The following is a 22,141-nucleotide window of genomic DNA, read 5'->3' as shown; positions in this document are numbered from 1 at the left end:
CGATTTCCCCCTTGCACCCGTCCGGCGCTCCGACTAGATACGCGCTCACCTAATGATGCGGGCGTAGCTCAGGGGTAGAGCATAACCTTGCCAAGGTTAGGGTCGGGCGTTCGAATCGCCTCGCCCGCTCCATTAGGTCAAAACTTTCCGGTTGCGGGCGTAGCTCAGGGGTAGAGCATAACCTTGCCAAGGTTAGGGTCGGGCGTTCGAATCGCCTCGCCCGCTCCAGGAAGTTCTTTTCCAGACATCTTTCCATTCTTCCTTGGTTGCCGTTGCGGGATCAATAGGCCAGCGTTTCTGCGGTTGCATGAATGGGAGAATCAGATGGAACCTTGGCCCCCGGCGTTCAGCGTGGAAGGCGAACACGTCGCTGTCGTACCTCTTGATCGTACTCATGAAGACGCATTGAAGATCGCAGCCGCTGACGGCGAACTGCACCGCCTGTGGTACACGCTTGTGCCATCCCCGGAAGGCATGCGGGCGGAAATCGAGCGTCGGCTTGCCCTGCGCGAAACAGGTTCGATGCAGCCCTTCACGATCATGTCCAAGACGACGGGCGAGCCTGTCGGGATGACCACCTATATGAACATCGACGCGCCCAACCGTCGGGTCGAGATCGGATCGACCTGGTATCGCAAATCCGTGCAACGCAGCCCGCTGAACACGGAATGCAAGCTACTGCTGTTGCGCCATGCGTTCGAGACGCTGGATTGTATTGCCGTGGAATTTCGGACCCATTTCCTGAACCAGCAAAGCCGCCGCGCGATCGAACGGTTGGGCGCGAAACTCGACGGGATTCTGCGCTCGCACCAGATTTCGCCCAACGGCACCACGCGCGACACGGCCGTCTATTCGATCATCGCCTCCGAATGGCCAGCAATAGAGGCGAATCTCATGTGGCAATTGGACAAGCCGCGCGACTGAGCCACAAGCCCGCTATTGGAAAGCGCCCCTGCCCCGTCTATACCGCGCGGGTCAGTTGATAGGACGAAGCTCATGCGCACCGCCACCGTTACCCGCAAGACGGCCGAAACCGACATCTCGGTCGAGATCAATCTCGACGGCACCGGCACTTATGACAATCAGACCGGTGTCGGTTTCTTTGATCACATGCTGGACCAGCTTGCCCGCCACGCGCTGATCGACATGACGATCCGTGCGACGGGCGATCTGCATATCGATGATCACCACACGGTCGAGGACACCGGCATCGCGATCGGTCAGGCACTGGTGCAGGCCATGGGTGACAAGCGCGGCATCCGACGCTATGGGGCCTGCCTGTTGCCGATGGATGATGCGCTGGTGCGGACGGCGCTCGATCTGTCGGCACGGCCTTTCCTGATCTGGAACGTGGATATCCCGACGCAGAAAATCGGCGCGTTCGACACTGAATTGGTGCGCGAGTTCTTTCAGGCCCTCAGCACCCATGGCGGCATCACCCTGCATGTCGATGCACTGCACGGTGTGAACAGCCACCACATTGCGGAAGCGGCTTTCAAGGCGGTCGCGCGCGCATTGCGCGACGCGCTGGAGGTCGACCCCCGCAAATCAGACGCGATCCCGTCCACGAAAGGTTCGCTGTGACCATGACGACCGTTATCGTGGATTACCAGTCGGGGAACCTGCACTCGGCGCAGAAGGCCTTTCAGCGCATGGCGGCGGAAACGGATGCGGGTGACGTGATCGTCACCTCGTCCCCCGACGATGTGGCCCGCGCCGACCGGATTGTTCTGCCGGGTGACGGCGCCTTTCCCGCCTGTCGTGAAGGGCTTGCCAGCTATGACGGGCTGTTCGAGGCCATGAATGAAGCCGTGCATAAGCGTGGCGTGCCGTTCCTGGGCATCTGCGTGGGCATGCAACTTCTGGCGACATGGGGCCGCGAATACCGCGATACGCCCGGCTTCGACTGGATCGGCGGCGAAGTCGTGAAGATCGAACCCGATGACGCATCCATGAAGGTCCCGCATATGGGCTGGAACGAACTGGCGTTCGACAACCCCCACGCGATTCTGGATGGTGTGGAGCAAGGCGCACATGCCTATTTCGTGCACTCCTACCATTTCCGCGTGGACGACCCGGCCGACCGGATCGCCCATGTGGATTATGGCACCGACATCACGGCCATCATCGCCAAGGGACCAGTGATTGGCATGCAGTTCCACCCGGAAAAGAGCCAGTCGGCGGGCCTGAGGATGATCGCGAATTTCCTGACCTGGACGCCCTGATCACCGCACACGCACCCATGTCTGGCTGCGACAGATCGCGATGACGCAGCCCGATACCTCCAAGCGATCCCCGGCGAGTTCCATCTTGGAATTATAGGTCTTGTCGCGATCAGGCGCATAAACCTTCCCGTCGCCATATATCCCGTCCCCCTTGGGCACCATGTCCCAGATGATCGGCTTGCCGATGGTCTCCGACGCGATGGGCTGACCTTGGCCATCAAACGCCGTGCGAATGGTACCACACAGTTTCGCGCCGCAAGGGGCCACTTCGATATGTGCGAATCTTCCGTTGTCGTCAGGCTGTGTCTGCCAGATGCCTTCGACATCATCTGCAGCAGCAGCACCGGCGATCAACGTCAGCGTCGCCGCCATGTAGATAGCATTTCTCATATATGTCCTCCTCTCCGTGCAGCTAGCGCGCGTATTCTGGTTACGTTCAACAGTAACGTCGGGTTCTATCTTATTGCCCGGCAGTCTTGGCTTGGCGCGCCGGACATGCGACAGAGCGGCACAGATTTCAGACGGATGATGACAGATGATCCTATACCCCGCGATCGATTTGAAAGACGGCAATTGCGTTCGGCTCCTGAAGGGTGAGATGGACAAGGCCACGGTCTTCAACGACGACCCCGCCGCACAGGCGCGCGCGTTTCAGGATGCGGGCTGCGAATGGCTGCACCTGGTCGATCTGAACGGCGCATTCGAAGGCCAGCCGGTCAATGGTGGCGCGGTCGAACGCATTCTGGATGCCACCGATATCCCTGCCCAGCTTGGCGGCGGTATCCGCGACATGGCCACTATCGAGACCTGGCTCAAGAAAGGCATCCGCCGCGTGATCCTCGGCACCGTCGCCGTCGAAAACCCCGATCTGGTGGTTGAGGCCGCCAAAGCCTTCCCCGGACAGGTTGCCGTGGGTCTCGATGCCCGCAATGGCAAGATTGCAACACGGGGCTGGGCCGAGGAAACGCATTACCTCGTGACCGACCTTGCGCAGAAGTTCGAGGATGCGGGCATTGCCGCGATCATCTACACCGACATCGAACGCGACGGCGCGATGGGTGGCCCCAACATCAGCGCCACGGCGGCACTGGCCAACGCGGTGAACGTCCCCGTCATCGCATCGGGGGGCGTCAGCAGCCTCGATGACCTGATCGCGCTGCGCGACTGCGACGCCCCGTTGAACGGGGCGATTTCCGGTCGCGCGATCTATGACGGCGCGCTGGATCTGGCCGAGGCGCTGAAGGTCCTGCGCTGACCGATGTCGCGCCGCTACTGGATCGTCACCGCTCTCTTCCTGCTGGCGGGACTCGCGCCCCTGATATCAGCCTTCACCGCCGCCATGATAGCGGGCAGTTTCGGATGTCGTCTGGATGAAGGTAACGCGCATCCTTGCGTGATCCTTGGTCATGACTGGGGCGATCTGCTGTATTCGATGGGCGTGGCGTTCTGGCTGTTCTTCTTCACCGGCGGCCTGTTCCTGATCGGCGCCGGTATGACGATTTTCGGCTGGATCAGATCCCTGACCCGCAAGCGCACCTGAGCAGGGGCTTTCCCTCGCACGCAAGCAAGGCTAACAGTGGGCCGCAAGCCCGAAGGACGCAGACCATGCTCAAGACCCGCATCATCCCCTGTCTGGACGTCAAGGACGGACGCGTCGTCAAGGGCGTGAACTTCGTCGATCTGATCGACGCAGGCGACCCGGTCGAGGCAGCCAAGGCCTATGATGCCGCAGGTGCAGATGAACTTTGTTTTCTGGATATCAACGCCACGCATGAAAATCGCGGCACGATGTACGATCTGGCCCGGCGCACCGCGGAACACTGCTTCATGCCCCTGACAATCGGCGGGGGCGTGCGGACCGCCGATGACGTGCGCAACCTGCTGCTGGCGGGTGCCGACAAGGTCAGCTTCAACTCCGCCGCCGTAGCCGATCCCGACGTGGTGGCACGCGCCGCAGACCGCTTCGGCAGCCAGTGCATCGTCGTCGCCATCGACGCGAAGACCGTGGAGTCCGGTCGCTGGGAAATCTTCACCCATGGCGGCCGGAAACCGACCGGTATCGACGCGGTGGAATTTGCCCGCACGGTCACGAAAAAGGGCGCAGGCGAGATATTACTGACCTCGATGGACCGCGACGGGACGCGCGCGGGGTTCAACATCCCACTGACCCGCGCAATCACGGATGCCGTGTCCGTTCCCGTCATCGCATCGGGTGGCGTGGGCAGTCTGGACCATCTCGTCGAAGGGGTAAAAGAGGGCCACGCAAGCGCCGTGCTCGCCGCGTCCATCTTCCACTTCGGCGACCACACGATCGGTGAAGCCAAGCAGCACATGGCCAATGCCGGAATCCCGATGAGGATGGAATGAATATTCTCGCTGACCTCGCCCAGACGATCGACGCCCGCAAAGGCGCGAACCCCGACAGTTCATGGACCGCAAAACTATTGTCGCGCGGCCCGGAGAAATGCGCCGAGAAGTTCGGAGAAGAAGCCATCGAGGCCATCATCGCCTGCACCAAGGGTGATCGCGACGAGCTGGTCTATGAATGCGCCGACACGCTCTACCACATGCTCGTGATGCTTGCCGCGCGGGATGTGCCGTTCGACGAGGTTCTCGCCGAACTCAAGCGCCGCAGCGGAATTTCCGGGATCGAAGAAAAAGCCGCCCGCTAACCGATCAGCCGCGGGTATTCCGCCTTCGGGCAACGGTTCTGGACGACATCGATTCCCTTGGCCTGCGCGCGTTCAGCAGCTTCTTCATTGGTGACGCCGATCTGCATCCAGATGGTGTGCAGGCCCGGCAGCACCTCCAACGCCTCGTCCACGACAGGCCCGACCTGCTCGGATCGCCGAAAGATATCGACCATGTCGACCGGGATGCTGGCGGGAATATCGGACAGACTCGCATAGACGATCTCGCCATAAAGCTCCTGCCCCGCAAGCCCGGGATTGATGCCGATCACACGATAGCCTTTGGACCGCAGGAATTCCCCGACATAGTGGCTCGGGCGTTCCGGTTTCGCTGACGCGCCCACCAAGGCAATGACTTTCGTGCGACGCAGAATAGTTTCGATTTGCCGGTCGGTTTCGTCCATCAGTCGCTTCCCTTAAAAAACGCCCGGACGAGGTCCGGGCGCCAGAGTTGAGGAACGAGGGACAATACAGGAGAGCAGCTGTTCCATTTCTGCCCTCATGCAATCGAGATAATCACAGCTTGCTCCGATGAAAGTGCGGTCACCACAGTGTGATCAGCCTTAATCTATGATCTCGTCGATCAAATCGAATGCCTCCGACAGGAAGCGACGGGTCAAGGTCTTCTTCTTGCTTTTCTTTTTCTTCGTCGTTCTGGCTTTTTTTAGAGGTCTTGGATGACCCGGCGTATCCGGGCGCGCGGCGCGTTCGACCACATCTCTGCGAATGGCCTTCAGGTTGCTCAGCGGCGCACCACAGGCGCTGCACGCCAACTCATGCTGCGTCCGCCCCGTCAGCACCAGCGCGGCACGCGTTCCGCAGTAGCAGCATGTCGCGATCTTCGTGTTATGCGGCATGGCCACCCTGGCGCTGCGCGGTCGCGTATAGCGCAACCGCAGCCGCGTTAGATACGTTCAACGATCCGAATTCACGCGCGAATGGAATCTTCACCAGCATGTCGCAGGTTTCCTTCGTCTTCTCGCGCAGTCCCGGCCCCTCAGCGCCCATCACGAGTGCAACCGGGCGCGCCGCATGACCGATCACGGCATTATCGACGCTGACCTCGGCCGTTCCGTCCAGCCCGAGCAGGACATAGCCCATATCGCGAAGTTCCCCCATGCTCGTCGCCAAATTCTTCACCCTCAGATAGGGTTGCCGTTCCAAAGCACCAGAGGCCGTTTTCGCCAAAGCCCCCGTTTCGGGCGCCGCGTGGCGTTGTGTCGCGATCACCGCGCATGCCCCGAATACCTCGGCCGACCGCAAAATCGCTCCCACGTTATGCGGGTCGGTCACGCGGTCCAGAAGCACCACAAGAGGCGCAGCATCGCCTTGGGGCACGCATCGGTCACCTACACTGCCCCAATCCAGCGGCTTGACCTCCAGCGCGGCACCCTGATGCACCGATCCCGGATCAAGCGGCGCAGAGAACTTGCGCGCATCGACGATCTCCGGCTCTATGCCACCCTGCTCGACCGCATCGCCCAGCCGATCGGCCGCATTGCGCGTCAAAATCAGCTGCTTCTTTTCACGTGCTGGATTAAGCAGCGCATCGCGCACCGCGTGCAGGCCGAACAGCCATACCGTTTCCTTCGCCGCCACGCGCCGCAACTGTTCTTTTTCGATGACCCATTTCGGCTTTTTGTTCACGGAAATATCCTTGGTTCCAAGAGGTCGGGACAATGATACATGCCCTTGCGTCTGACAAGGATTTTTCTGGTTGACGCCCCAGAACGCTACGGATATTCCACGCCCCACGTCAGGGCGACGTGCTGCAAGGTGCGGCAGCGGACTGTAACTCCGCCGGGGAGACCCACGCCTGGTTCGATTCCAGGGTCGCCCACCATTTTCTCCTGCCAAGCAGTTGAGATCGTGGTGTTTCATGATCAACGACCCACTGCCGCACGACAGAATCCCGACGACTGATCGCCAATCGACAGATCAGATGGATCAAGTTTTCAGACCGACGATGACGAAGGAACATTCCAGTGGTACCCGCGACCGGACTCGAACCGGTACGCCGTAAAGGCAAGGGATTTTAAGTCCCCAGTGTCTACCATTCCACCACGCGGGCCGCAGCAGGTGCGCGGACAATACTCATGTGACACCGCGTGTAAAGACGGCAATACCGCTTTCGGGTGACCCTTCCGCGCGATTGGGCTACGCAGTCATCAAACGCCAGACGTAAAGGTGCACCATGTTCCCCATCAGGGACCACAACCCTTCCAATTCGACACCCTTTGTCAATTACGCGCTGATCATGATCAACGTCGTGGTGTTTCTGGGCTATCAATCGATCTTCCAGAACCCGCAACTTCTGGGCCAGTTCTTCTGGAACTACGCCATCATTCCCGCGCGGATCACGCAAGGCGACGGCCTGACCGGGATGATCACCTCGATGTTCCTGCATGGGGGTTGGATGCACCTGCTGGGCAACATGCTGTTCTTGTTCATCTTCGGCGACAATCTGGAAGACCAGCTCGGCCACACGCTCTATCTGGCCTTCTACATGGCTTGCGGTATCGCGGCGGGTCTCGCGCAGGTGATGACGTCCCCCTTGTCTACTGTGCCGCTCGTGGGCGCATCGGGTGCCATCGCCGGCGTCATGGGGGGCTATCTTCTGATGTTTCCGCGCGCCCGCGTCGATGTCACCCTGATCATCATCATCTTCTTCAAGATCTTCCCGATGCCCGCATGGGTAACGCTGGGCATCTGGTTTGCCCTGCAACTGTTCAATGGCGCGGGATCCATGACAGGCGAAGGCGGCGTCGCCTATTGGGCGCATATCGGCGGCTTCGTCGCGGGCGCAGTCCTGATCCTGCCCCTGTGGCTGTCCAAGGGCGGCCCCGCCTTCTGGCGCCGCACCCATGGCCATCCAGAGCACCCGGAGGCACGCTACCGCATGTCCCGCACCAGCATCCCAACCGTCAGAAGGAAACGCTAATGCCATCCCACAGACGCCTGACCTGCCATTGCGGCGCGGTCGAGCTTCGTATCAGGCTCGCAAACGATGATTTCTCCGACGCGCGACGCTGCGACTGCAGCTATTGCCGCCGCCGCGGAGCCATCGCCGTATCCGTCGCCCTGCCCGATCTCGAAGTGATCAAGGGCGCCGAGGCGCTCAGCCTGTACCAATGGGGCACGAAGGCGGCAGAACATTACTTCTGCGCCACATGCGGGATCTACACGCACCATCGCCGCCGGTCCAACCCGAACCAGTACGGCGTGAATGCGGGCGCGATCGAGGGCGTCAACCCGCGTGATCTTGGGGAAGTGCCGTGGGCGGACGGCGTGAACCACCCGTCCGACAGGTAATTATTCGTCGCGGACGAGCTTCACGAGCTGATCGAACAGGGGCTCGTTCGCACAGATCACCGCGCGGTCATCCATGATATCGCGGCCTTCGCGCACGGGCGCCAGCAGACCACCGGCTTCCTTCACGATCAAAAGACCCGCCGCCATGTCCCAGGAATTGAGGCCGCGTTCCCAGAACCCGTCATAGCGGCCCGCAGCCACATAGGCGAGATCCAGCGCCGCTGCGCCCCAGCGCCGCACGCCCGCTGTTTGCGGCAGGATACGCGCCAGATCCTGCAGCGTCGCCGGCAGATCGGCACGCCCGCCAAAGGGCAGCCCCGTGGCGAATACCGCCTCGATCATCCGGTTGCGGCCCGACACGCGCAGACGCTGGCTGTTATTCAGCCACGCACCCGCGCCTTTTTCGGCGTAGAACATCTCGTCCTTGGCCGGATCGAACACGACGCCCGCGACGATCTCGCCCTTATGTTCCAGCGCGATCGAGATTGCCCAATGCGGCATGCCGTGCAGGAAGTTGGTGGTTCCGTCCAGCGGGTCCACGATCCAGCGGCGTGTCGGATCAGCGCCCTCGATTTCCTTGCCGCTTTCCTCGGCCAGCCAACCGTAATTCGGCCGCGCGCCAAGCAATTCTTCCTTCAGGATTTTCTCCGCCGCAATATCGGCGCGCGACACGAAATCCCCCGGCCCTTTCATCGTGGCCTGAAGGTTCTCGACCTCACGAAAGTCCTTGACCAGCGACCGGCCCGCCTTGCGTGCGGCCTTGATCATGACATTGATATTTGCGCTGCCCTGCATCGGATGCTCCTGAAACTACGGGGGCGCGTATACTTGGCAAGTCCCGCGATGCCAAGGCTTTGCGGCCCTCCCGCGCTACGTCACTTTTCGGGATCGGGCGCGGCTTGCAGCTTCAACGGCTCCGTGCGCGCCAGTTCGACGATATCTTCCATATACGGCTTCGACATATCGGCGGTCCGCATCGCCGCGTAAAGACGCCGTGTGACGCCCACCTTGGTCAATGGCAGCGTCACGTAATCCGAATTGTAGCGCACCTCGCGCACCACCCAGTCAGGCAGCACCGCCACGCCTCGGTTGGATGCCACCAACAGCAGGATCACCGCCGTCAATTCTACCCGCCGTACAGCCGCCGGGCGCACGCCCGCCGGGTGCAGAAGCTGCGAAAACACATCCAGCCGCGCCTCTTCCACCGGGTAGGTGATCAGGGTCTGGCCGATGAAATCCTCCGCCTCGACATAGGGCTTTCTGGCCAGCGGATGCTGGCGCGAGGCCACGAAAACCGGCTCATAGTCAAACAGCGGTGAAAACGTCACCCCGTCCAGATCCTCGGGATCGGATGACACCACGAGATCGAGTTCTTCTTTCTGCAGCGCGGGGATCGCACCAAAGGCCAGCCCCGGACGGATATCGACATCCACATCAGGCCAGGATTTGCGGAACTCCTCCAGCACGGGAAACAGCCACTCGAAACAGGCATGGCATTCAATGGCGATATGCAGGCGCCCCGACCGGCCAGACCGGACGCCTTTCAGTTCCTCTTCCAGCGCGGCAACCTCGGGCAGGATCTTTTCGGCCAGCCGCAACAGCTTCATCCCCGCGGGCGACAGCTTCATCGGCTTGGACTTACGGATGAACAACTCCACGCCCGCCTGCTCTTCCAGACCCTTGATCTGGTGAGACAGCGCCGATTGCGTTATGTTCAACACATCGGCTGCGCGGGCCAGACCGCCCGCGTCATGGATGGCCTTGACCGTGCGCAGGTGTCGGAACTCAAGATGCATATGTGGTCCAACTCATGTTCATCTTGAAGATTATGAATTTGTTTCACCTGAGCATCAATGCCATATCTGCGCCGTTCCAAAAGGGTGATCTCATGTCGCAACCGCGCGTTTCTTTCGAATTCTTTCCGCCGAAGTCGCTGGATGCGTCTTTCAAGCTGTGGGAAACCGTGCGGGCGCTTGCGCCTCTGGACCCGTCCTTCGTCTCCGTGACCTATGGCGCAGGCGGCACCACCCGCAAGCTGACGCATGAAGCCGTCACCACGATTGAAAAGAACTACGGGCTCAATGTCGCCGCACACCTGACCTGTGTGGACGCGAGCCGCGATGAAACCATGGAGATCGTGAAGGCCTATTCCGATGCGGGCATCACCGAATTGGTGGCACTGCGTGGCGATCCCCCGAAGGGCTCGGGCGGGTTCACCCCCCACCCCGAAGGCTTCGCCAACAGCTGCGAATTGATCGAGGCGCTGGCCGACACCGGCAAGTTCAACCTGCGCGTCGGCGCCTATCCCGATCCGCATCCCGAAGCCAGGGGCGACCCGTCCGCCGATGTCCGCTGGCTCAAGCGCAAGTTCCAGGCCGGGGCGCATTCCGCGATCACCCAGTTCTTTTTCGAACCCGACACCTATTTCCGCTTCCGTGACGCCTGTGCGTCCGAGGGTATCGACGCGCCGATCATCCCCGGCATCATCCCCATTGAAAGCTGGAAAGGCGTGCGCAAATTCGCCACCGCCTGTGGAACCCCCATCCCAGCCTGGTTCGATGAGGCCATGACCAAGGCCGAAGACGACGGCCGCACCGCCGAAGTGTCCGCCGAGCTTTGCGTCGACCTGTGCCGGAAGCTGCTGGACGGCGGCGTGGACGACCTGCATTTCTACACGCTGAACAAGCCCGAACTGACCAAGCAGATCTGCGCCCAACTGGGCATCACGCCGAAGAAATCGCTCGAACGCGTGGCCTGATCACCGCGCGGTTTCGTGCAGCCGCTCCGACGGATCGGCCCCGATCACCCGCGCACGGCGCAGCACGAACAGCTTGTCCCACGGCCCCGGATACCCGATGGAGGGCGCCCCCGCATCTCGCGGGAACTGCGCCCGCCATCCATCGGGCAGCGACAGCCCCGCGCCTTCCGCTTGTTCCAGCATCCACACCAGCGGGATGTTCGACAGGGGGCGCGTGGCCGTCATCCCATCGATATGTCCGCCAATATCGCCGTGATTGCCGCGAAACCAGACCTGTTCCACATGGCCAGCATAATCGTCCTGCGTCGTCCACATCACCGGCGCATAGGCCTCGCGCGTCTCGTCCCTGGCCAGCGCGTGAAATCCGTGCTTCGCCGTCGCTCCAAGATGCGAACTGTGAAAGGCGTATCGCTTCTCCGTCAACCGCCAGATACCGGGCAGACGCCAGCCCAACGCCTTCACGGTATCGAACACGCCCACCATCTCGATCTGCACCCCCGGCTGGCAGGTGCGTTCCACGAAGGCACGCGCAGCGTCAGATGTCGGATCGTTGACATAATGGCGATACAAATCACGGAGATTACTCTCTGTCGCATGCACCGGATCCAGCAGCCCAAGCAAATTGATGATCCCCGCCAGCGACCGGACCGCAAACGCCCCCCGCGAATAGCCGAACAGGAAAATCCGGTCCCCCGGACGATACCGTGCCGCCAGCGCACCATAGGTCTCGCGGATCTGGTCATTGACCCCGTGGCCCGTCAGCACATTCAGCCGTTCGCGCCATACCTCGCCCCATTGCAATCCCGGCCGATAATAGATCACCGGACGCTCCGCCGCTGGCAGTTGCATCAACAGATTGCGGATCAGCCCGATATTGGTCTCGAACCCCGGTTCCAGCGTCGAGGTCGTACCATCCATCAGAACCACATGATCGCGCGCGCCCAGCACCTTGTGCGGTTGTTCCGCAACATGCGTCAGGGGCCCAAGCAGGCGTCGGACAAATCGGACCAGTCGGTTCATGGATCACATCGAATTCGGGCAGTCTAGCATGGTCCCGCTTAAATCCGACCACCTCACGGCTGACAAGCGCATTTCCCCGCAGCACAGCCGACGCCACGCAGCCCTTGGACTTCCCCGCCGCATTCGTTATCTGATCGGCCAGACACGCATGTATCGAGGGCCGGACAATGGCGATGGAAAAGACTTTTGACGCGAGCAAGGCGGAAGACCGCCTTTACGCCGCATGGGAACAGGCTGGCGCCTTCAAGGCCGGCGCAAATGCCAAACCCGGCACCGACAGCTTTTCCGTATTGATCCCGCCTCCCAATGTCACGGGCTCGCTGCATATGGGGCATGCCTTTAACAACACGCTGCAGGACATCCTGATCCGCTGGCACCGAATGCGCGGCTTCGACACGCTCTGGCAGCCCGGAACCGACCATGCAGGCATCGCCACCCAAATGGTGACCGAACGGGAAATGGCCGCCAACGGCGAACCCACGCGCCGCGAAATGGGGCGGGATAAGTTTCTGGAGCGTGTCTGGGAACAGAAAATCAAATCCCGCGGTACCATCATCGGGCAGTTGAAGCGCCTTGGTGCATCCTGCGACTGGTCGCGCGAAGCCTTCACCATGTCGGGGGCACCCAACGCACCCGCAGGCGAAGAAGGCAACTTCCACGATGCCGTCATCAAGGTCTTCGTCGACATGTACGAGAAAGGCCTGATCTATCGCGGCAAACGTCTGGTCAATTGGGACCCGCGCTTTGAAACTGCCATTTCCGACCTCGAAGTTGAAAACATCGAGACGCCCGGACATATGTGGCATTTCAAATACCCGCTCGCGGGTGGCGAAACCTATGAATATGTCGAGAAAGACGAAGACGGCAACGTCACCCTGCGCGAAACCCGCGACTATATCTCGATTGCCACGACACGCCCCGAAACCATGCTGGGCGATGGCGCGGTTGCCGTGAACCCGAAGGATGAACGCTACGCCCCCATCGTCGGCAAGCTGTGCGAAATTCCCGTCGGCCCCAAAGAACACCGCCGCCTGATCCCGATTATCACCGACGATTACCCTGACCCCGACTTCGGCTCGGGCGCGGTCAAGATCACCGGCGCACATGATTTCAACGACTACGGCGTCGCCAAGCGCAACGGCATCCCGCTCTATTCGCTGATGGACACCAAAGGCCATATGCGCGCCGACGGCCTGCCCTATGCCGAAGCCGCCACCCGCGCGACCGCTATCGCCAAGGGCGATGAAGAAACCCCGAGCGACGCGACCGAAATCAACCTCGTCCCCGAGGAATACCGCGGCCTTGATCGTTTCGAGGCGCGCAAGAAGGTCGTTGCCGACATCAACGCCGAAGGTCTGGCTGTCATGGTTCAAGTTGAACCCGACGACTCCGACGGCAAGGTCTGCTACGCCCCTGAAGGCGATGGCTGGGTTCCTTATGTCGAAAACAAGCCGATCATGCAGCCCTTCGGCGACCGCTCCAAAGTCGTGATCGAACCGATGCTGACCGACCAGTGGTTCGTCGACACCGACCGGATCGTCGGCCCGGCAATCGACGCCGTGCGTAACGGTGAGACAAAGATCCTGCCCGAACGCGACGAAAAGGTCTATTTCAACTGGCTGGAAAACATCGAGCCCTGGTGCATTTCCCGCCAGCTCTGGTGGGGTCACCAGATCCCCGTCTGGTACGGTCTCGACGTCTGGCCCACGGGCTTCAAGGACGACGAAGGCAATAACGAACTCGACGAGGTCGAACTGTTCCGCCTGCTCCGCGAAGGCAGCTTCAACCACGCTGACCCGACGCCACACTGCGCGCCGGATCTCGACACCGTGGCCGAGAAATTCCGCAAGGATCTGAACATCCTGCCCGCGCCGCTTTACGCCGCACGGATCGTCGAGGTCGCGGACCGTCACGAAGCCATCGAAACCCTGTCGCAATCGCTGGCCGATTATAACCTCAGCCAAGACCCGACCCATCTGGTCTATCCGATCTGGCGTGACCCCGATGTGCTGGATACATGGTTCTCTTCCGGCCTGTGGCCCATCGGCACGCTCGGTTGGCCCGAACAGACGCCGGAGTTAGAAAAATACTTCCCGACCAGCACGCTCGTCACCGGATTCGACATCATCTTCTTCTGGGTCGCCCGGATGATGATGATGCAATACGCCGTGGTCGGTCAGAAACCGTTCGACACCGTCTATGTTCACGCCCTCGTCCGCGACGAGAAGGGCAAGAAAATGTCCAAGTCCCTGGGCAATGTTCTGGACCCGCTCGAACTGATCGACGAATACGGTGCCGACGCGGTCCGCTTCACCCTGACCGCGATGGCCGCGATGGGGCGCGACCTGAAACTCAGCACCCAGCGCATCGCCGGTTACCGCAATTTTGGCACCAAGCTGTGGAACGCCGTCCGCTTTGCGGAAATGAACGGAGTTTTCGAATCCGGTGCACAATCGGTGCACGCGCAGTGTACGCCCGGTGCACAGACCCAGACCGCCAATAAATGGATCATCGGCGAAACCGCCAAGGTCCGCGAAGAGGTCGACGCGGCGCTGTCCGCCTACCGCTTCAACGACGCTGCCAACGCCCTTTATACCTTTGTCTGGGGCAAGGTCTGCGACTGGTATGTCGAATTTGCCAAGCCGCTGTTCGCTAGCGAAGATCCTGCAATCGTTGAAGAAACACGTCATACCATGGCGTGGGTCATCGACCAGTGCCTGATCCTTCTGCACCCCATCATGCCCTTCATCACCGAAGAGCTATGGGGCCTGACCGGCACCCGCGAAAAGATGCTGATCCACGCCGATTGGCCCGACTATACAACGGGCGACCTGGTAGACTCGCAGGCCGACCGGGAAATGAACTGGGTCATTGATTTAATTGAACAAATCCGCTCTGTCCGCGCCCAGATGCATGTTCCCGCGGGGCTGAAACTGCAACTTCTCCAGATCGAGCTGGATGCTGCCGGGCAAGCCGCGCTGGACCGCTCGGATGCCTTGATCAAACGCCTCGCACGGATCGAAACCATCGACACCGTCGACGCCCTGCCCAAAGGCGCGGTGACCATCCCTGTCGAAGGCGGTGTCTTTGCCTTACCGCTCGCGGATGCCATTGATGTAGAAGAAGAAAAAGCCCGCCTTGAAAAGACGCTGCAAAAGCTCGACAAGGAACTGAACGGCCTTCGCGGGCGCCTGGGCAACGAAAAATTCCTCGCATCCGCCCCCACCGAGGTGGTCGAAGAAAACCGCGAACGCCTGGCCCAAGGCGAAGAGGAAGCGGGCAAACTCAAGCTCGCCCTGGATCGCCTCGCCGAGCTGGCCTGAAGCAGAAACTGAAAGGAACGACATGCACGGACCCCGATATACTAAGACAGTCGAGGCGCTACCCGCATCCGTTCCTTTCATTGGCCCCGAACAGCTTCAACGCGAACGCGGCGCCGACTTCAAAGCGCGCCTCGGTGCGAATGAAAGCGGTTTCGGCCCGTCCCCGCGGGTAACAGCCGCCATCCGCGCAGCCGCGCCCGATGTTTGGATGTATGGCGATTCAACGACCCACGACCTTATCGGCGCACTGGCCGAACATCACGGCGTAGACCGCAAAAACATTGTCGTTGGTGAAGGCATAGATGGCCTGCTGGGCACATTCGTGCGCCTTCTGGTTGGTCCGAACGATCCGGTCGTGACGTCTCTCGGTGCCTACCCCACCTTCAACTACCATGTGGCCTCGCAGGGTGGCGCGCTGACACAGGTGCCGTTCAAGGGTGACCACGAAGACCCTGACGCACTGATCGCCGCCGCGCGCGAAACGGACGCGAAGATCGTCTACCTGTCTAACCCCAACAACCCGATGGGAAGCCTGCATTCATCCGATCGCGTGCAACAGATGATCGAGGCCGTCCCCGACGGTTGCGTCATGCTGCTGGACGAGGCCTATATCGACCTTGCCCCCGACGGCACAGCGCCAGCAATCGACGTAAGCGACCCGCGTGTCATCCGCATGCGAACCTTTTCCAAACCACACGGATTGGCGGGAATGCGCGTGGGCTATGCCATCGGCCATGCCGATCTGATCCGCGCCTTCGACAAGATACGCAACCATTTCGGCGTAGGCCGCCTGTCGCAGATCGCCGCGCTGGAGGCGTTGCGCGACACGGACTGGCTGAACGAGGTTCTGGACCGAATCGAACACGCCAAGACCCGCATTGCCAAGATCGCGCGGGACAATGGCCTGACACCTGCCTTCTGCCACCAGCTTCGTGACCATCGATTGCGGCAGGGATGGGTGATTTCGCTCGCGCGGTCGTCGCGGCCCTGCTCGATCGGGGCGTTTTCGTGCGGATGCCAGGCGTCGCACCACTCGACCGCTGCATCCGTGTCTCCACCGGACCGGATGAGGAACTCGACATCTTCGCAGACGTGCTGCCCGATGCCCTTAAAGCGGCGGCATCGGCAGTATAAAGCGAACTGCCGCTTTACGGCGGACCCCATCGGATTTAATCCCTGTGTCCAAGCGACAATGAAGGACTGCATCATGGCCGAAGATCTCATCAACAGCTTCATGACAGGCCCCGACGAAAAGGGCCGGTTCGGAGATTTCGGCGGGCGCTTCGTGTCGGAAACGCTGATGCCGCTGATCCTGGAACTGGAACAGCAATACGAGTATGCCAAGACCGATGAAAGTTTCTGGGCCGAGATGGACGATCTGTGGACCCATTACGTCGGACGCCCCTCGCCGCTCTATTTCGCGGAACGACTGACGGAACATCTGGGCGGTGCCAAGGTCTATCTCAAGCGCGACGAACTGAACCATACAGGCGCGCACAAGATCAACAACGTGCTGGGCCAGATCCTTCTGGCACGGCGCATGGGCAAAACCCGCATCATCGCCGAAACCGGCGCGGGCCAGCACGGCGTGGCCACGGCAACCGTTTGCGCGAAGTTCGGTCTCAAATGCGTTGTGTACATGGGCGCGCATGACGTGGAACGCCAATCCCCCAACGTCTTCCGCATGAAGCTGCTGGGCGCCGAAGTCGTTCCCGTCACCTCGGGGCGCGGCACGCTGAAGGATGCGATGAACGATGCGCTGCGTGACTGGGTGACCAACGTACGCGACACGTTCTACTGCATCGGTACGGTCGCTGGCCCGCACCCCTACCCTGCAATGGTCCGTGACTTTCAGGCTATCATCGGCAAGGAAGCCAAGGAACAGATGCAGAAGGCAGAAGGTCGCCTGCCCGACACCGTAATCGCCGCCATCGGCGGTGGCTCGAACGCCATGGGGCTGTTCTTTCCGTTTCTGGACGACAAGGAAGTTCGCATCATCGGCGTCGAAGCCGGCGGCAAGGGCGTCAACGAGAAGATGGAACACTGCGCCAGTCTGACCGGCGGGCGTCCGGGCGTTCTGCACGGCAACCGCACCTATCTGTTGCAGGATGACGACGGGCAGATCCTCGAAGGGTTCTCCATCTCGGCGGGTCTCGACTATCCGGGGATCGGTCCCGAACATGCTTGGCTGCACGAAATCGGCCGCGCCGAATATGTCGCGATCACCGACAAGGAAGCACTGGAAGCCTTCCAGCTGTCCTGTTCTCTGGAAGGTATCATCCCCGCGCTGGAGCCGAGCCACGCGCTGGCCCATGTGATGAAGATCGCACCGGACCTGCCGAAGGACCACATCATCTGCATGAATATGTGTGGCCGCGGCGACAAGGACATCTTCACGGTAGCAAAAGCGCTTGGCGTCGATCTCTGATACGCATCCGGGATTCGGGAATCGCGGCGCAATCTGCTAAACTGAGCGCGTGTCCTCGGTTGCGGAGAGTGCATCATGCCCGTTTCACCAGAACAGATCACCGCGCATTATGATCGCGGCGGCGTCCTTCAAGCCATTCTCGACGGCCTTCGCGCCGCCGGACATGATCCGGACGGCCCCCTTTCGATTGAAGATCTCGCCCCGGTCGATGAATTTCACACAGCTGGCCGCATCGCCACACTGAAGCTGTTGGACCATCTGCGGATCAGTCCAACCCACAACGTCCTGGACATCGGAAGCGGGCTTGGTGGCACCGCGCGCTGCATTGCCAGCCAGACGGGCGCAGACGTCACCGGAGTAGACCTGACACCGGGCTTCGTGGAAATTGCCACCGACCTGTCACGCCGCACCGGCCTCAACGACAAATGCCATTTCCAGCAAGGCAGCGCCACAGAACTGCCTGTAGCGGATGACAGCTTCGATTTCGCCGTGTCCTTGCACGTAGCCATGAATATCGAAGACCGCCCGAAGATGTATTCCGAAATCGCACGGGTGCTACATCACGGCGGGACGGTCGGGCTGTTCGACGTGATGAAGGGACAAACCGCTGGTATGCGCTATCCCGTGCCATGGGCGGAAACCTCGGATACCAGCTTTCTGATCTCGGCGGATGAAACAGCCTATCACTTGCGCCAGCAAGGCTTCACCATCGCATCGGAGCAGAACCTGCGCGACTTCGCAATCGGCTATTTTGACGACCTGTTCGCCGCACAAGAAGATCAGGACGCACCGCCCCCGCTGGGCCTGCACCTGCTGACCGGCGACAATGCGAAAGAGAAGTTCGAAAATTATGTCGCCGCGTTGAAGGACCACCAGATCGAGCCGGTCATTATCACGGCCACCCTGTCGAACTAGCGCACCGCACAGGCTGTCAGCGCCTCCAACGAAACAATCTCAAGCGCCTTACGGTGTGTCGCTTCCAGCCGAACCTTGGGTGCCAACCCTTCGTCATAGGCTTGCAGGAAACGCCCCGCGCAAAGGCACCAGCGATCACCAGCCTTCAACCCCGCAAATCCGAACTCGGGCCGTGGGGTACTCAGATCATTTCCAACATACTTGGAAAAGGCCAGAAATTCATTGGTCATGATCGCGCAAACTGTGTGGCTGCCCTGATCCTCGGCCCCCGTATCGCAGCAACCATTCCGGTAGAACCCGGTCACAGGATTGGTCGAACAGCTTTCCAGCGCCGTTCCCAACACGTTTACAGATGCTTCGGGTGACATCACCATCCTCCGTTCTGCAGCTACTTGAAGCGGTCGACCAGCTTCTGCAAGGGTGATCGACTGTCTTCCGACGCGGGCGCCTGTTCCTTCACCTTGGGCTGCTCCTGAGCCGGTCTGGACTGGGCTGGTGTTGGCGACCGCCGCGTAGCAACCGCATTCATGAAGCGGCTGCTATCCCCATCCGCCAGATGCGGCGCGCCGTCGGACAACCCGCGCAGAAGATCGTCCAGCCAGTCCTGATCAGCCTTCGAAAAATCGCTGAGCACATATCCGGACACGCGATCCTTGTGGCCCGGATGCCCGATGCCCAACCGCACACGATGATAGTCTTCTCCGACATGCTGATGGATCGACCGCAGCCCGTTATGCCCCGCATGACCTCCGCCGGTTTTCAGGCGCAGTTTTCCTGGCGCCAGGTCCAGTTCATCATGAAACACGGTCACGTCGTCAGGCGTCAGTTTATAGAACCGCATCGCTTCGCCCACCGATTGGCCCGACAGGTTCATGAAGGTTTCGGGCTTCAGCAGCAAAACCTTGTCAGACCCGAGCCGCCCTTCGGTCAGCGCCCCCTGAAACTTGCCGCGCCAAGGCGCAAACCCGTGATCACCTGCAATACGATCAAGCGCCATGAACCCGATATTATGCCGATTCATCGCGTATTTCGCGCCCGGATTTCCCAGTCCGACAAATAGCTTCATTGCGCCTTCCGTCTGTTCAAACTCGTCTGTCGTCGATCAGATCACGCTATGCGCGCCTGCCGCAAGTCCAGCCACAAAAGACAGGATATCGGCGCTGGATCGACCTTCTTCGATCAGCTTGACGATCGCAGAGCCGACCACCGCTCCATCCGCGACACTGGCGATGTCGCGGGCATTGTCTGGCGTCTTGATGCCGAAGCCCACAATCACCGGAAGGTCCGTCTTCGTCTTGATCCGCGCAACCTCTGGCCCCACATCCTGTGCCTGCGCAGACGCTGCTCCCGTGATCCCCGTGATCGACACGTAATAAACGAAGCCGCTGGTGTTCTGCAAAACGGTCGGCAGACGCGCGTCATCCGTTGTCGGCGTCGCAAGCCGGATAAAGTTCAAACCCATCTTCTGTGCCGGGATACACAACTCGTCATCTTCTTCGGGCGGTAGGTCCACGATGATCAACCCGTCGATACCCGCATCACGCGCATCCACCAGAAAGGTATCGACGCCACGGTTATAGATCGGATTGTAGTATCCCATCATAACGATCGGTGTCTCGTCGTCCTGTTTGCGAAACTCCCGCGCCATCTGCAGGGTTTTTTCCAGCGTCTGCCCCCCCTCCAGCGCGCGCTGCCCTGCCAGCTGAATGGTCGAGCCATCTGCCATCGGATCGGTAAACGGCATGCCGAGTTCAATGATGTCCACACCAGCGGCAGGCAGTCCACACACGACCTCCAGCGACGTTGCATAATCCGGATCGCCAGCCATGACATAGGCAACGAAGGCCTTCTTTCCGTCAGCCTTCAGCGCGGCAAATTTGCGGTCGATCCGTGTCATGGCATCCCTCATACTATCTGGTTGAGGGTGTGCCGAATGCGGCCGGAAAGATCAATGCGCGATTATGTGCGTCGCCGGCCCGTAGCGTCCAAGCCTCAGCCCTGCGCCGCCGCTACGAACGCCTTGATCAGCGCCGCATCCTTGACCCCCGGCGCATTTTCTACGCCAGAAGACACGTCAACCTGCCGCGCGCCGGTGCGCCGTATTGCTTCAGCCACGTTTTCCGAGTTCAGCCCGCCGGCCAACATCCACGGCCTGGACCATGCACGACCGGCCAGCAGGTCCCAATCGAAGGTAACCCCATTTCCACCCGGCAACTCAGCATTCTTCGGAGCTTTGGCATCAATCAACAACTGATCCGCCACCGTCTCGTACGCGGACAGGGGAACCAGATCCTCCGCGGATGCCACGCCAATAACCTTCATAACAGGCAAACCGATACGTGATCTGATTTCTGCCACCCGTTCCGGAGTTTCAGACCCGTGGAGCTGGAGCATGTCGAGCGGCACAGTCTGGGCGATGTCGTCAATCAGATCATCATCCGGATCAACGGCAAACATCACCTTGGCGATACCGACAGGAACATCCGCAGCCAATTGTGCCGCCCGATCCAATGACACATGACGGGGCGATTTCGGAAAATATGCGAATCCGACATAAGCTGCCCCCGCTTTGGCCGCGGCAGCTGCTATGTCGTCCGACCTGGACAGACCGCAGATCTTAACGCGGGTTTTCTGTGTCATGTCACTTGTTACCGTGCGGACTTCGGCGTCTCAAGTAGCGCAAGCACGTCGTCATTGGTATCGCGCGATCCCGTCTTCAACTCGCGCAATTCGCTTTCCAGCGCGGCCTTTTCCTTGCGGCTGCTGCTCGCAACCGAACGGTGCTTATGCTCTCGCAGCCACTCCCAGACGAAGCCGATCAGCAAACCGGCAATCACGCTGGCGAAAACGATTAGGTAAAGCGGCATCGAGACCCCTGCGCTTATCCCCGCAAAAACAGCGATATCTTCCGGCAGGAGCTGAAGATTGACGACTTCGCGATTGGCGAAGCCCACAGTGATCAGGCATAGCGCCAGAAGCGCAAGAAATGCCCATTTTATGTAGCGCATAGACTAGTCCGCTTTTCCGTTCAGCCTGTCGCGAAGCAGCTTACCGGTCTTGAAGAACGGTACGTGCTTTTCGTCCACTTCAACCGACTCACCCGTTCGCGGGTTCCGACCTGTCCGCGCATCGCGCTTCTTGACCGAGAACGCGCCGAAACCACGTAGCTCGACGCGATCACCTCGTGCCATGGCTTCGATGACCTCCTCGAAGATCGTGTTGACGATCCGTTCGACATCACGCTGATAGAGGTGAGGATTCTCGTCCGCAATCTTTTGGATTAGCTCGGACCGGATCATATCTGCGACCTCCTTGGCTCCATCCCGCTATTGGTGGGCTGGTACTAAGTTACATGACTAACACAAACTGTGCGAAGGGTTTTCCATTCGCTATCCACAAGAAATGAAGCCAAATCACTGATTTGTGCAACCCCTGAGCCAGTCTTGGCTTAAATAAGCAAACGATAGTGG

Annotated in this window: 26 protein-coding genes, 4 tRNA genes and 1 pseudogene; 17 read left to right on the top strand and 14 right to left on the bottom strand. The window is 60.4% G+C overall.

The annotated features are described in order from the left end of the window. The first annotated feature begins 57 nt into the window (after positions 1-57). The 5 genes from FPZ52_RS03020 (at position 58) to hisH (ending at position 2,225) form a co-directional block, all read left to right on the top strand. Positions 58-132: transfer RNA gene (locus FPZ52_RS03020), tRNA-Gly, on the top strand. A gap of 21 nt (positions 133-153) precedes the next feature. Beyond that, positions 154-228: transfer RNA gene (locus tag FPZ52_RS03015), tRNA-Gly, on the top strand. A gap of 96 nt (positions 229-324) precedes the next feature. After that, complete coding sequence (locus tag FPZ52_RS03010) at positions 325-924, top strand: GNAT family N-acetyltransferase (RefSeq protein WP_146363569.1); 600 nt, start codon at positions 325-327, stop codon at positions 922-924. A 72-nt stretch (positions 925-996) separates the two neighbouring features. Further along, positions 997-1,584: an imidazoleglycerol-phosphate dehydratase HisB gene (hisB, locus tag FPZ52_RS03005; RefSeq protein WP_146363567.1), complete on the top strand. Its 588-nt coding sequence runs from the start codon at positions 997-999 to the stop codon at positions 1,582-1,584. Positions 1,585-1,586: 2 nt separating this feature from the next. Then, positions 1,587-2,225 (top strand): imidazole glycerol phosphate synthase subunit HisH, encoded by a 639-nt coding sequence (gene hisH / locus FPZ52_RS03000; RefSeq protein WP_146363565.1) that lies wholly within the window; start codon positions 1,587-1,589, stop codon positions 2,223-2,225. On the opposite strand, the gene FPZ52_RS02995 is transcribed toward hisH, so the two are convergent. Further along, complete coding sequence (locus FPZ52_RS02995) at positions 2,226-2,615, bottom strand: DUF2147 domain-containing protein (RefSeq protein WP_146363563.1); 390 nt, start codon at positions 2,613-2,615, stop codon at positions 2,226-2,228. It abuts the gene before it with no gap. 145 nt (positions 2,616-2,760) lie between these two features. Between FPZ52_RS02995 and hisA the strand changes: the two genes are divergently transcribed. The 4 genes from hisA (at position 2,761) to FPZ52_RS02975 (ending at position 4,897) form a co-directional block, all read left to right on the top strand. After that, positions 2,761-3,480 carry a 1-(5-phosphoribosyl)-5-[(5-phosphoribosylamino)methylideneamino]imidazole-4-carboxamide isomerase gene (gene hisA, locus FPZ52_RS02990; protein WP_146363561.1) on the top strand — a complete coding sequence of 240 codons (720 nt, stop codon included), beginning with the start codon at positions 2,761-2,763 and terminating at the stop codon, positions 3,478-3,480. Between the two features lie 3 nt (positions 3,481-3,483). Next, the gene (locus FPZ52_RS02985; RefSeq protein ID WP_146363559.1) at positions 3,484-3,765 is read left to right on the top strand and encodes a hypothetical protein; all 282 of its coding nucleotides are present in this window, start codon (positions 3,484-3,486) and stop codon (positions 3,763-3,765) included. 65 nt (positions 3,766-3,830) lie between these two features. Further along, positions 3,831-4,592 carry an imidazole glycerol phosphate synthase subunit HisF gene (gene hisF, locus FPZ52_RS02980; protein ID WP_146363557.1) on the top strand — a complete coding sequence of 254 codons (762 nt, stop codon included), beginning with the start codon at positions 3,831-3,833 and terminating at the stop codon, positions 4,590-4,592. Continuing rightward, positions 4,589-4,897, top strand: coding sequence for a phosphoribosyl-ATP diphosphatase (locus tag FPZ52_RS02975; RefSeq protein ID WP_146363555.1), 309 nt, complete (start codon positions 4,589-4,591; stop codon positions 4,895-4,897). The genes hisF and FPZ52_RS02975 overlap by 4 nt, the downstream gene beginning before the upstream one ends. Here the strand turns inward: FPZ52_RS02975 and FPZ52_RS02970 are convergent. The 3 genes from FPZ52_RS02970 to rlmB all read right to left on the bottom strand — a co-directional run bounded on the left by FPZ52_RS02970 (position 4,894) and on the right by rlmB (position 6,562). Next, positions 4,894-5,319 carry a CoA-binding protein gene (locus FPZ52_RS02970; RefSeq protein WP_146363554.1) on the bottom strand — a complete coding sequence of 142 codons (426 nt, stop codon included), beginning with the start codon at positions 5,317-5,319 and terminating at the stop codon, positions 4,894-4,896. The genes FPZ52_RS02975 and FPZ52_RS02970 overlap by 4 nt on opposite strands. A gap of 159 nt (positions 5,320-5,478) precedes the next feature. Next, on the bottom strand, positions 5,479-5,772 hold the full coding sequence (locus FPZ52_RS02965; RefSeq protein WP_146363552.1) for a hypothetical protein: 294 nt from the start codon (positions 5,770-5,772) through the stop codon (positions 5,479-5,481). Then, the gene (gene rlmB / locus FPZ52_RS02960) at positions 5,762-6,562 is read right to left on the bottom strand and encodes a 23S rRNA (guanosine(2251)-2'-O)-methyltransferase RlmB (protein WP_146363550.1); all 801 of its coding nucleotides are present in this window, start codon (positions 6,560-6,562) and stop codon (positions 5,762-5,764) included. Before rlmB ends, FPZ52_RS02965 begins: the two co-directional genes overlap by 11 nt. 112 nt (positions 6,563-6,674) lie before the next feature. Here rlmB and FPZ52_RS02955 point away from each other — a divergent pair. Further along, positions 6,675-6,758, top strand: a tRNA-Tyr gene (locus FPZ52_RS02955). A 143-nt stretch (positions 6,759-6,901) separates the two neighbouring features. Here the strand turns inward: FPZ52_RS02955 and FPZ52_RS02950 are convergent. Beyond that, positions 6,902-6,986: transfer RNA gene (locus FPZ52_RS02950), tRNA-Leu, on the bottom strand. Positions 6,987-7,109: 123 nt separating this feature from the next. On the opposite strand from FPZ52_RS02950, the gene FPZ52_RS02945 reads away from it, so the two are divergent. Together FPZ52_RS02945 and FPZ52_RS02940 are read left to right on the top strand one after the other, a co-directional pair. Continuing rightward, positions 7,110-7,856 (top strand): rhomboid family intramembrane serine protease, encoded by a 747-nt coding sequence (locus tag FPZ52_RS02945; RefSeq protein WP_146363548.1) that lies wholly within the window; start codon positions 7,110-7,112, stop codon positions 7,854-7,856. Then, positions 7,856-8,227: a GFA family protein gene (locus FPZ52_RS02940; RefSeq protein WP_146363546.1), complete on the top strand. Its 372-nt coding sequence runs from the start codon at positions 7,856-7,858 to the stop codon at positions 8,225-8,227. The genes FPZ52_RS02945 and FPZ52_RS02940 overlap by 1 nt, the downstream gene beginning before the upstream one ends. Here the strand turns inward: FPZ52_RS02940 and FPZ52_RS02935 are convergent, their stop codons facing one another. Continuing rightward, complete coding sequence (locus FPZ52_RS02935) at positions 8,228-9,022, bottom strand: inositol monophosphatase family protein (RefSeq protein ID WP_146363544.1); 795 nt, start codon at positions 9,020-9,022, stop codon at positions 8,228-8,230. An 80-nt stretch (positions 9,023-9,102) separates the two neighbouring features. Continuing rightward, positions 9,103-10,023, bottom strand: a complete 921-nt coding sequence (locus FPZ52_RS02930) for a LysR family transcriptional regulator (RefSeq protein ID WP_146363542.1) — start codon at positions 10,021-10,023, stop codon at positions 9,103-9,105. A gap of 92 nt (positions 10,024-10,115) precedes the next feature. On the opposite strand from FPZ52_RS02930, the gene metF reads away from it, so the two are divergent. Next, positions 10,116-10,985: a methylenetetrahydrofolate reductase [NAD(P)H] gene (gene metF, locus FPZ52_RS02925; protein WP_146363540.1), complete on the top strand. Its 870-nt coding sequence runs from the start codon at positions 10,116-10,118 to the stop codon at positions 10,983-10,985. Here metF and FPZ52_RS02920 read toward each other — a convergent pair whose 3' ends face one another. Further along, on the bottom strand, positions 10,986-12,005 hold the full coding sequence (locus FPZ52_RS02920; RefSeq protein ID WP_146363538.1) for a DUF2235 domain-containing protein: 1,020 nt from the start codon (positions 12,003-12,005) through the stop codon (positions 10,986-10,988). Positions 12,006-12,172: 167 nt separating this feature from the next. Between FPZ52_RS02920 and FPZ52_RS02915 the strand changes: the two genes are divergently transcribed. The 4 genes and pseudogenes from FPZ52_RS02915 to FPZ52_RS02900 all read left to right on the top strand — a co-directional run bounded on the left by FPZ52_RS02915 (position 12,173) and on the right by FPZ52_RS02900 (position 18,671). Beyond that, the gene (locus tag FPZ52_RS02915) at positions 12,173-15,328 is read left to right on the top strand and encodes a valine--tRNA ligase (protein ID WP_146363536.1); all 3,156 of its coding nucleotides are present in this window, start codon (positions 12,173-12,175) and stop codon (positions 15,326-15,328) included. A gap of 22 nt (positions 15,329-15,350) precedes the next feature. Then, positions 15,351-16,462, top strand: a pseudogene (locus FPZ52_RS02910) (pyridoxal phosphate-dependent aminotransferase). Between the two features lie 73 nt (positions 16,463-16,535). Beyond that, a complete protein-coding gene (trpB, locus tag FPZ52_RS02905) occupies positions 16,536-17,756 on the top strand; it encodes a tryptophan synthase subunit beta (RefSeq protein ID WP_146363534.1) in 1,221 nt (406 codons plus the stop codon). A 75-nt stretch (positions 17,757-17,831) separates the two neighbouring features. Next, positions 17,832-18,671, top strand: a complete 840-nt coding sequence (locus FPZ52_RS02900; protein ID WP_146363532.1) for a class I SAM-dependent methyltransferase — start codon at positions 17,832-17,834, stop codon at positions 18,669-18,671. Here the strand turns inward: FPZ52_RS02900 and FPZ52_RS02895 are convergent. The 6 genes from FPZ52_RS02895 to ihfB all read right to left on the bottom strand — a co-directional run bounded on the left by FPZ52_RS02895 (position 18,668) and on the right by ihfB (position 21,970). Next, a complete protein-coding gene (locus FPZ52_RS02895) occupies positions 18,668-19,039 on the bottom strand; it encodes a DUF2237 family protein (protein ID WP_146363530.1) in 372 nt (123 codons plus the stop codon). The two genes, FPZ52_RS02900 and FPZ52_RS02895, sit on opposite strands and share 4 nt — an antisense overlap. A 20-nt stretch (positions 19,040-19,059) precedes the next feature. Continuing rightward, positions 19,060-19,737, bottom strand: coding sequence for an aminoacyl-tRNA hydrolase (pth, locus tag FPZ52_RS02890; protein ID WP_146363528.1), 678 nt, complete (start codon positions 19,735-19,737; stop codon positions 19,060-19,062). Between the two features lie 36 nt (positions 19,738-19,773). Further along, a complete protein-coding gene (trpA, locus tag FPZ52_RS02885) occupies positions 19,774-20,568 on the bottom strand; it encodes a tryptophan synthase subunit alpha (RefSeq protein WP_146363526.1) in 795 nt (264 codons plus the stop codon). Between the two features lie 95 nt (positions 20,569-20,663). Beyond that, positions 20,664-21,311 carry a phosphoribosylanthranilate isomerase gene (locus tag FPZ52_RS02880; protein ID WP_146363524.1) on the bottom strand — a complete coding sequence of 216 codons (648 nt, stop codon included), beginning with the start codon at positions 21,309-21,311 and terminating at the stop codon, positions 20,664-20,666. A gap of 8 nt (positions 21,312-21,319) precedes the next feature. Further along, positions 21,320-21,679 carry a LapA family protein gene (locus FPZ52_RS02875; protein ID WP_146363522.1) on the bottom strand — a complete coding sequence of 120 codons (360 nt, stop codon included), beginning with the start codon at positions 21,677-21,679 and terminating at the stop codon, positions 21,320-21,322. Positions 21,680-21,682: 3 nt separating this feature from the next. Then, a complete protein-coding gene (gene ihfB, locus FPZ52_RS02870; protein ID WP_146363520.1) occupies positions 21,683-21,970 on the bottom strand; it encodes an integration host factor subunit beta in 288 nt (95 codons plus the stop codon). Between the last annotated feature and the right edge of the window lie 171 nt (positions 21,971-22,141).

Source organism: Qingshengfaniella alkalisoli (genome assembly GCF_007855645.1).
GTDB lineage: Bacteria > Pseudomonadota > Alphaproteobacteria > Rhodobacterales > Rhodobacteraceae > Qingshengfaniella > Qingshengfaniella alkalisoli.
The sequence above is the reverse complement of the archived record's forward strand: the minus strand, read 5'-3'. Positions and strand labels throughout refer to the sequence as shown.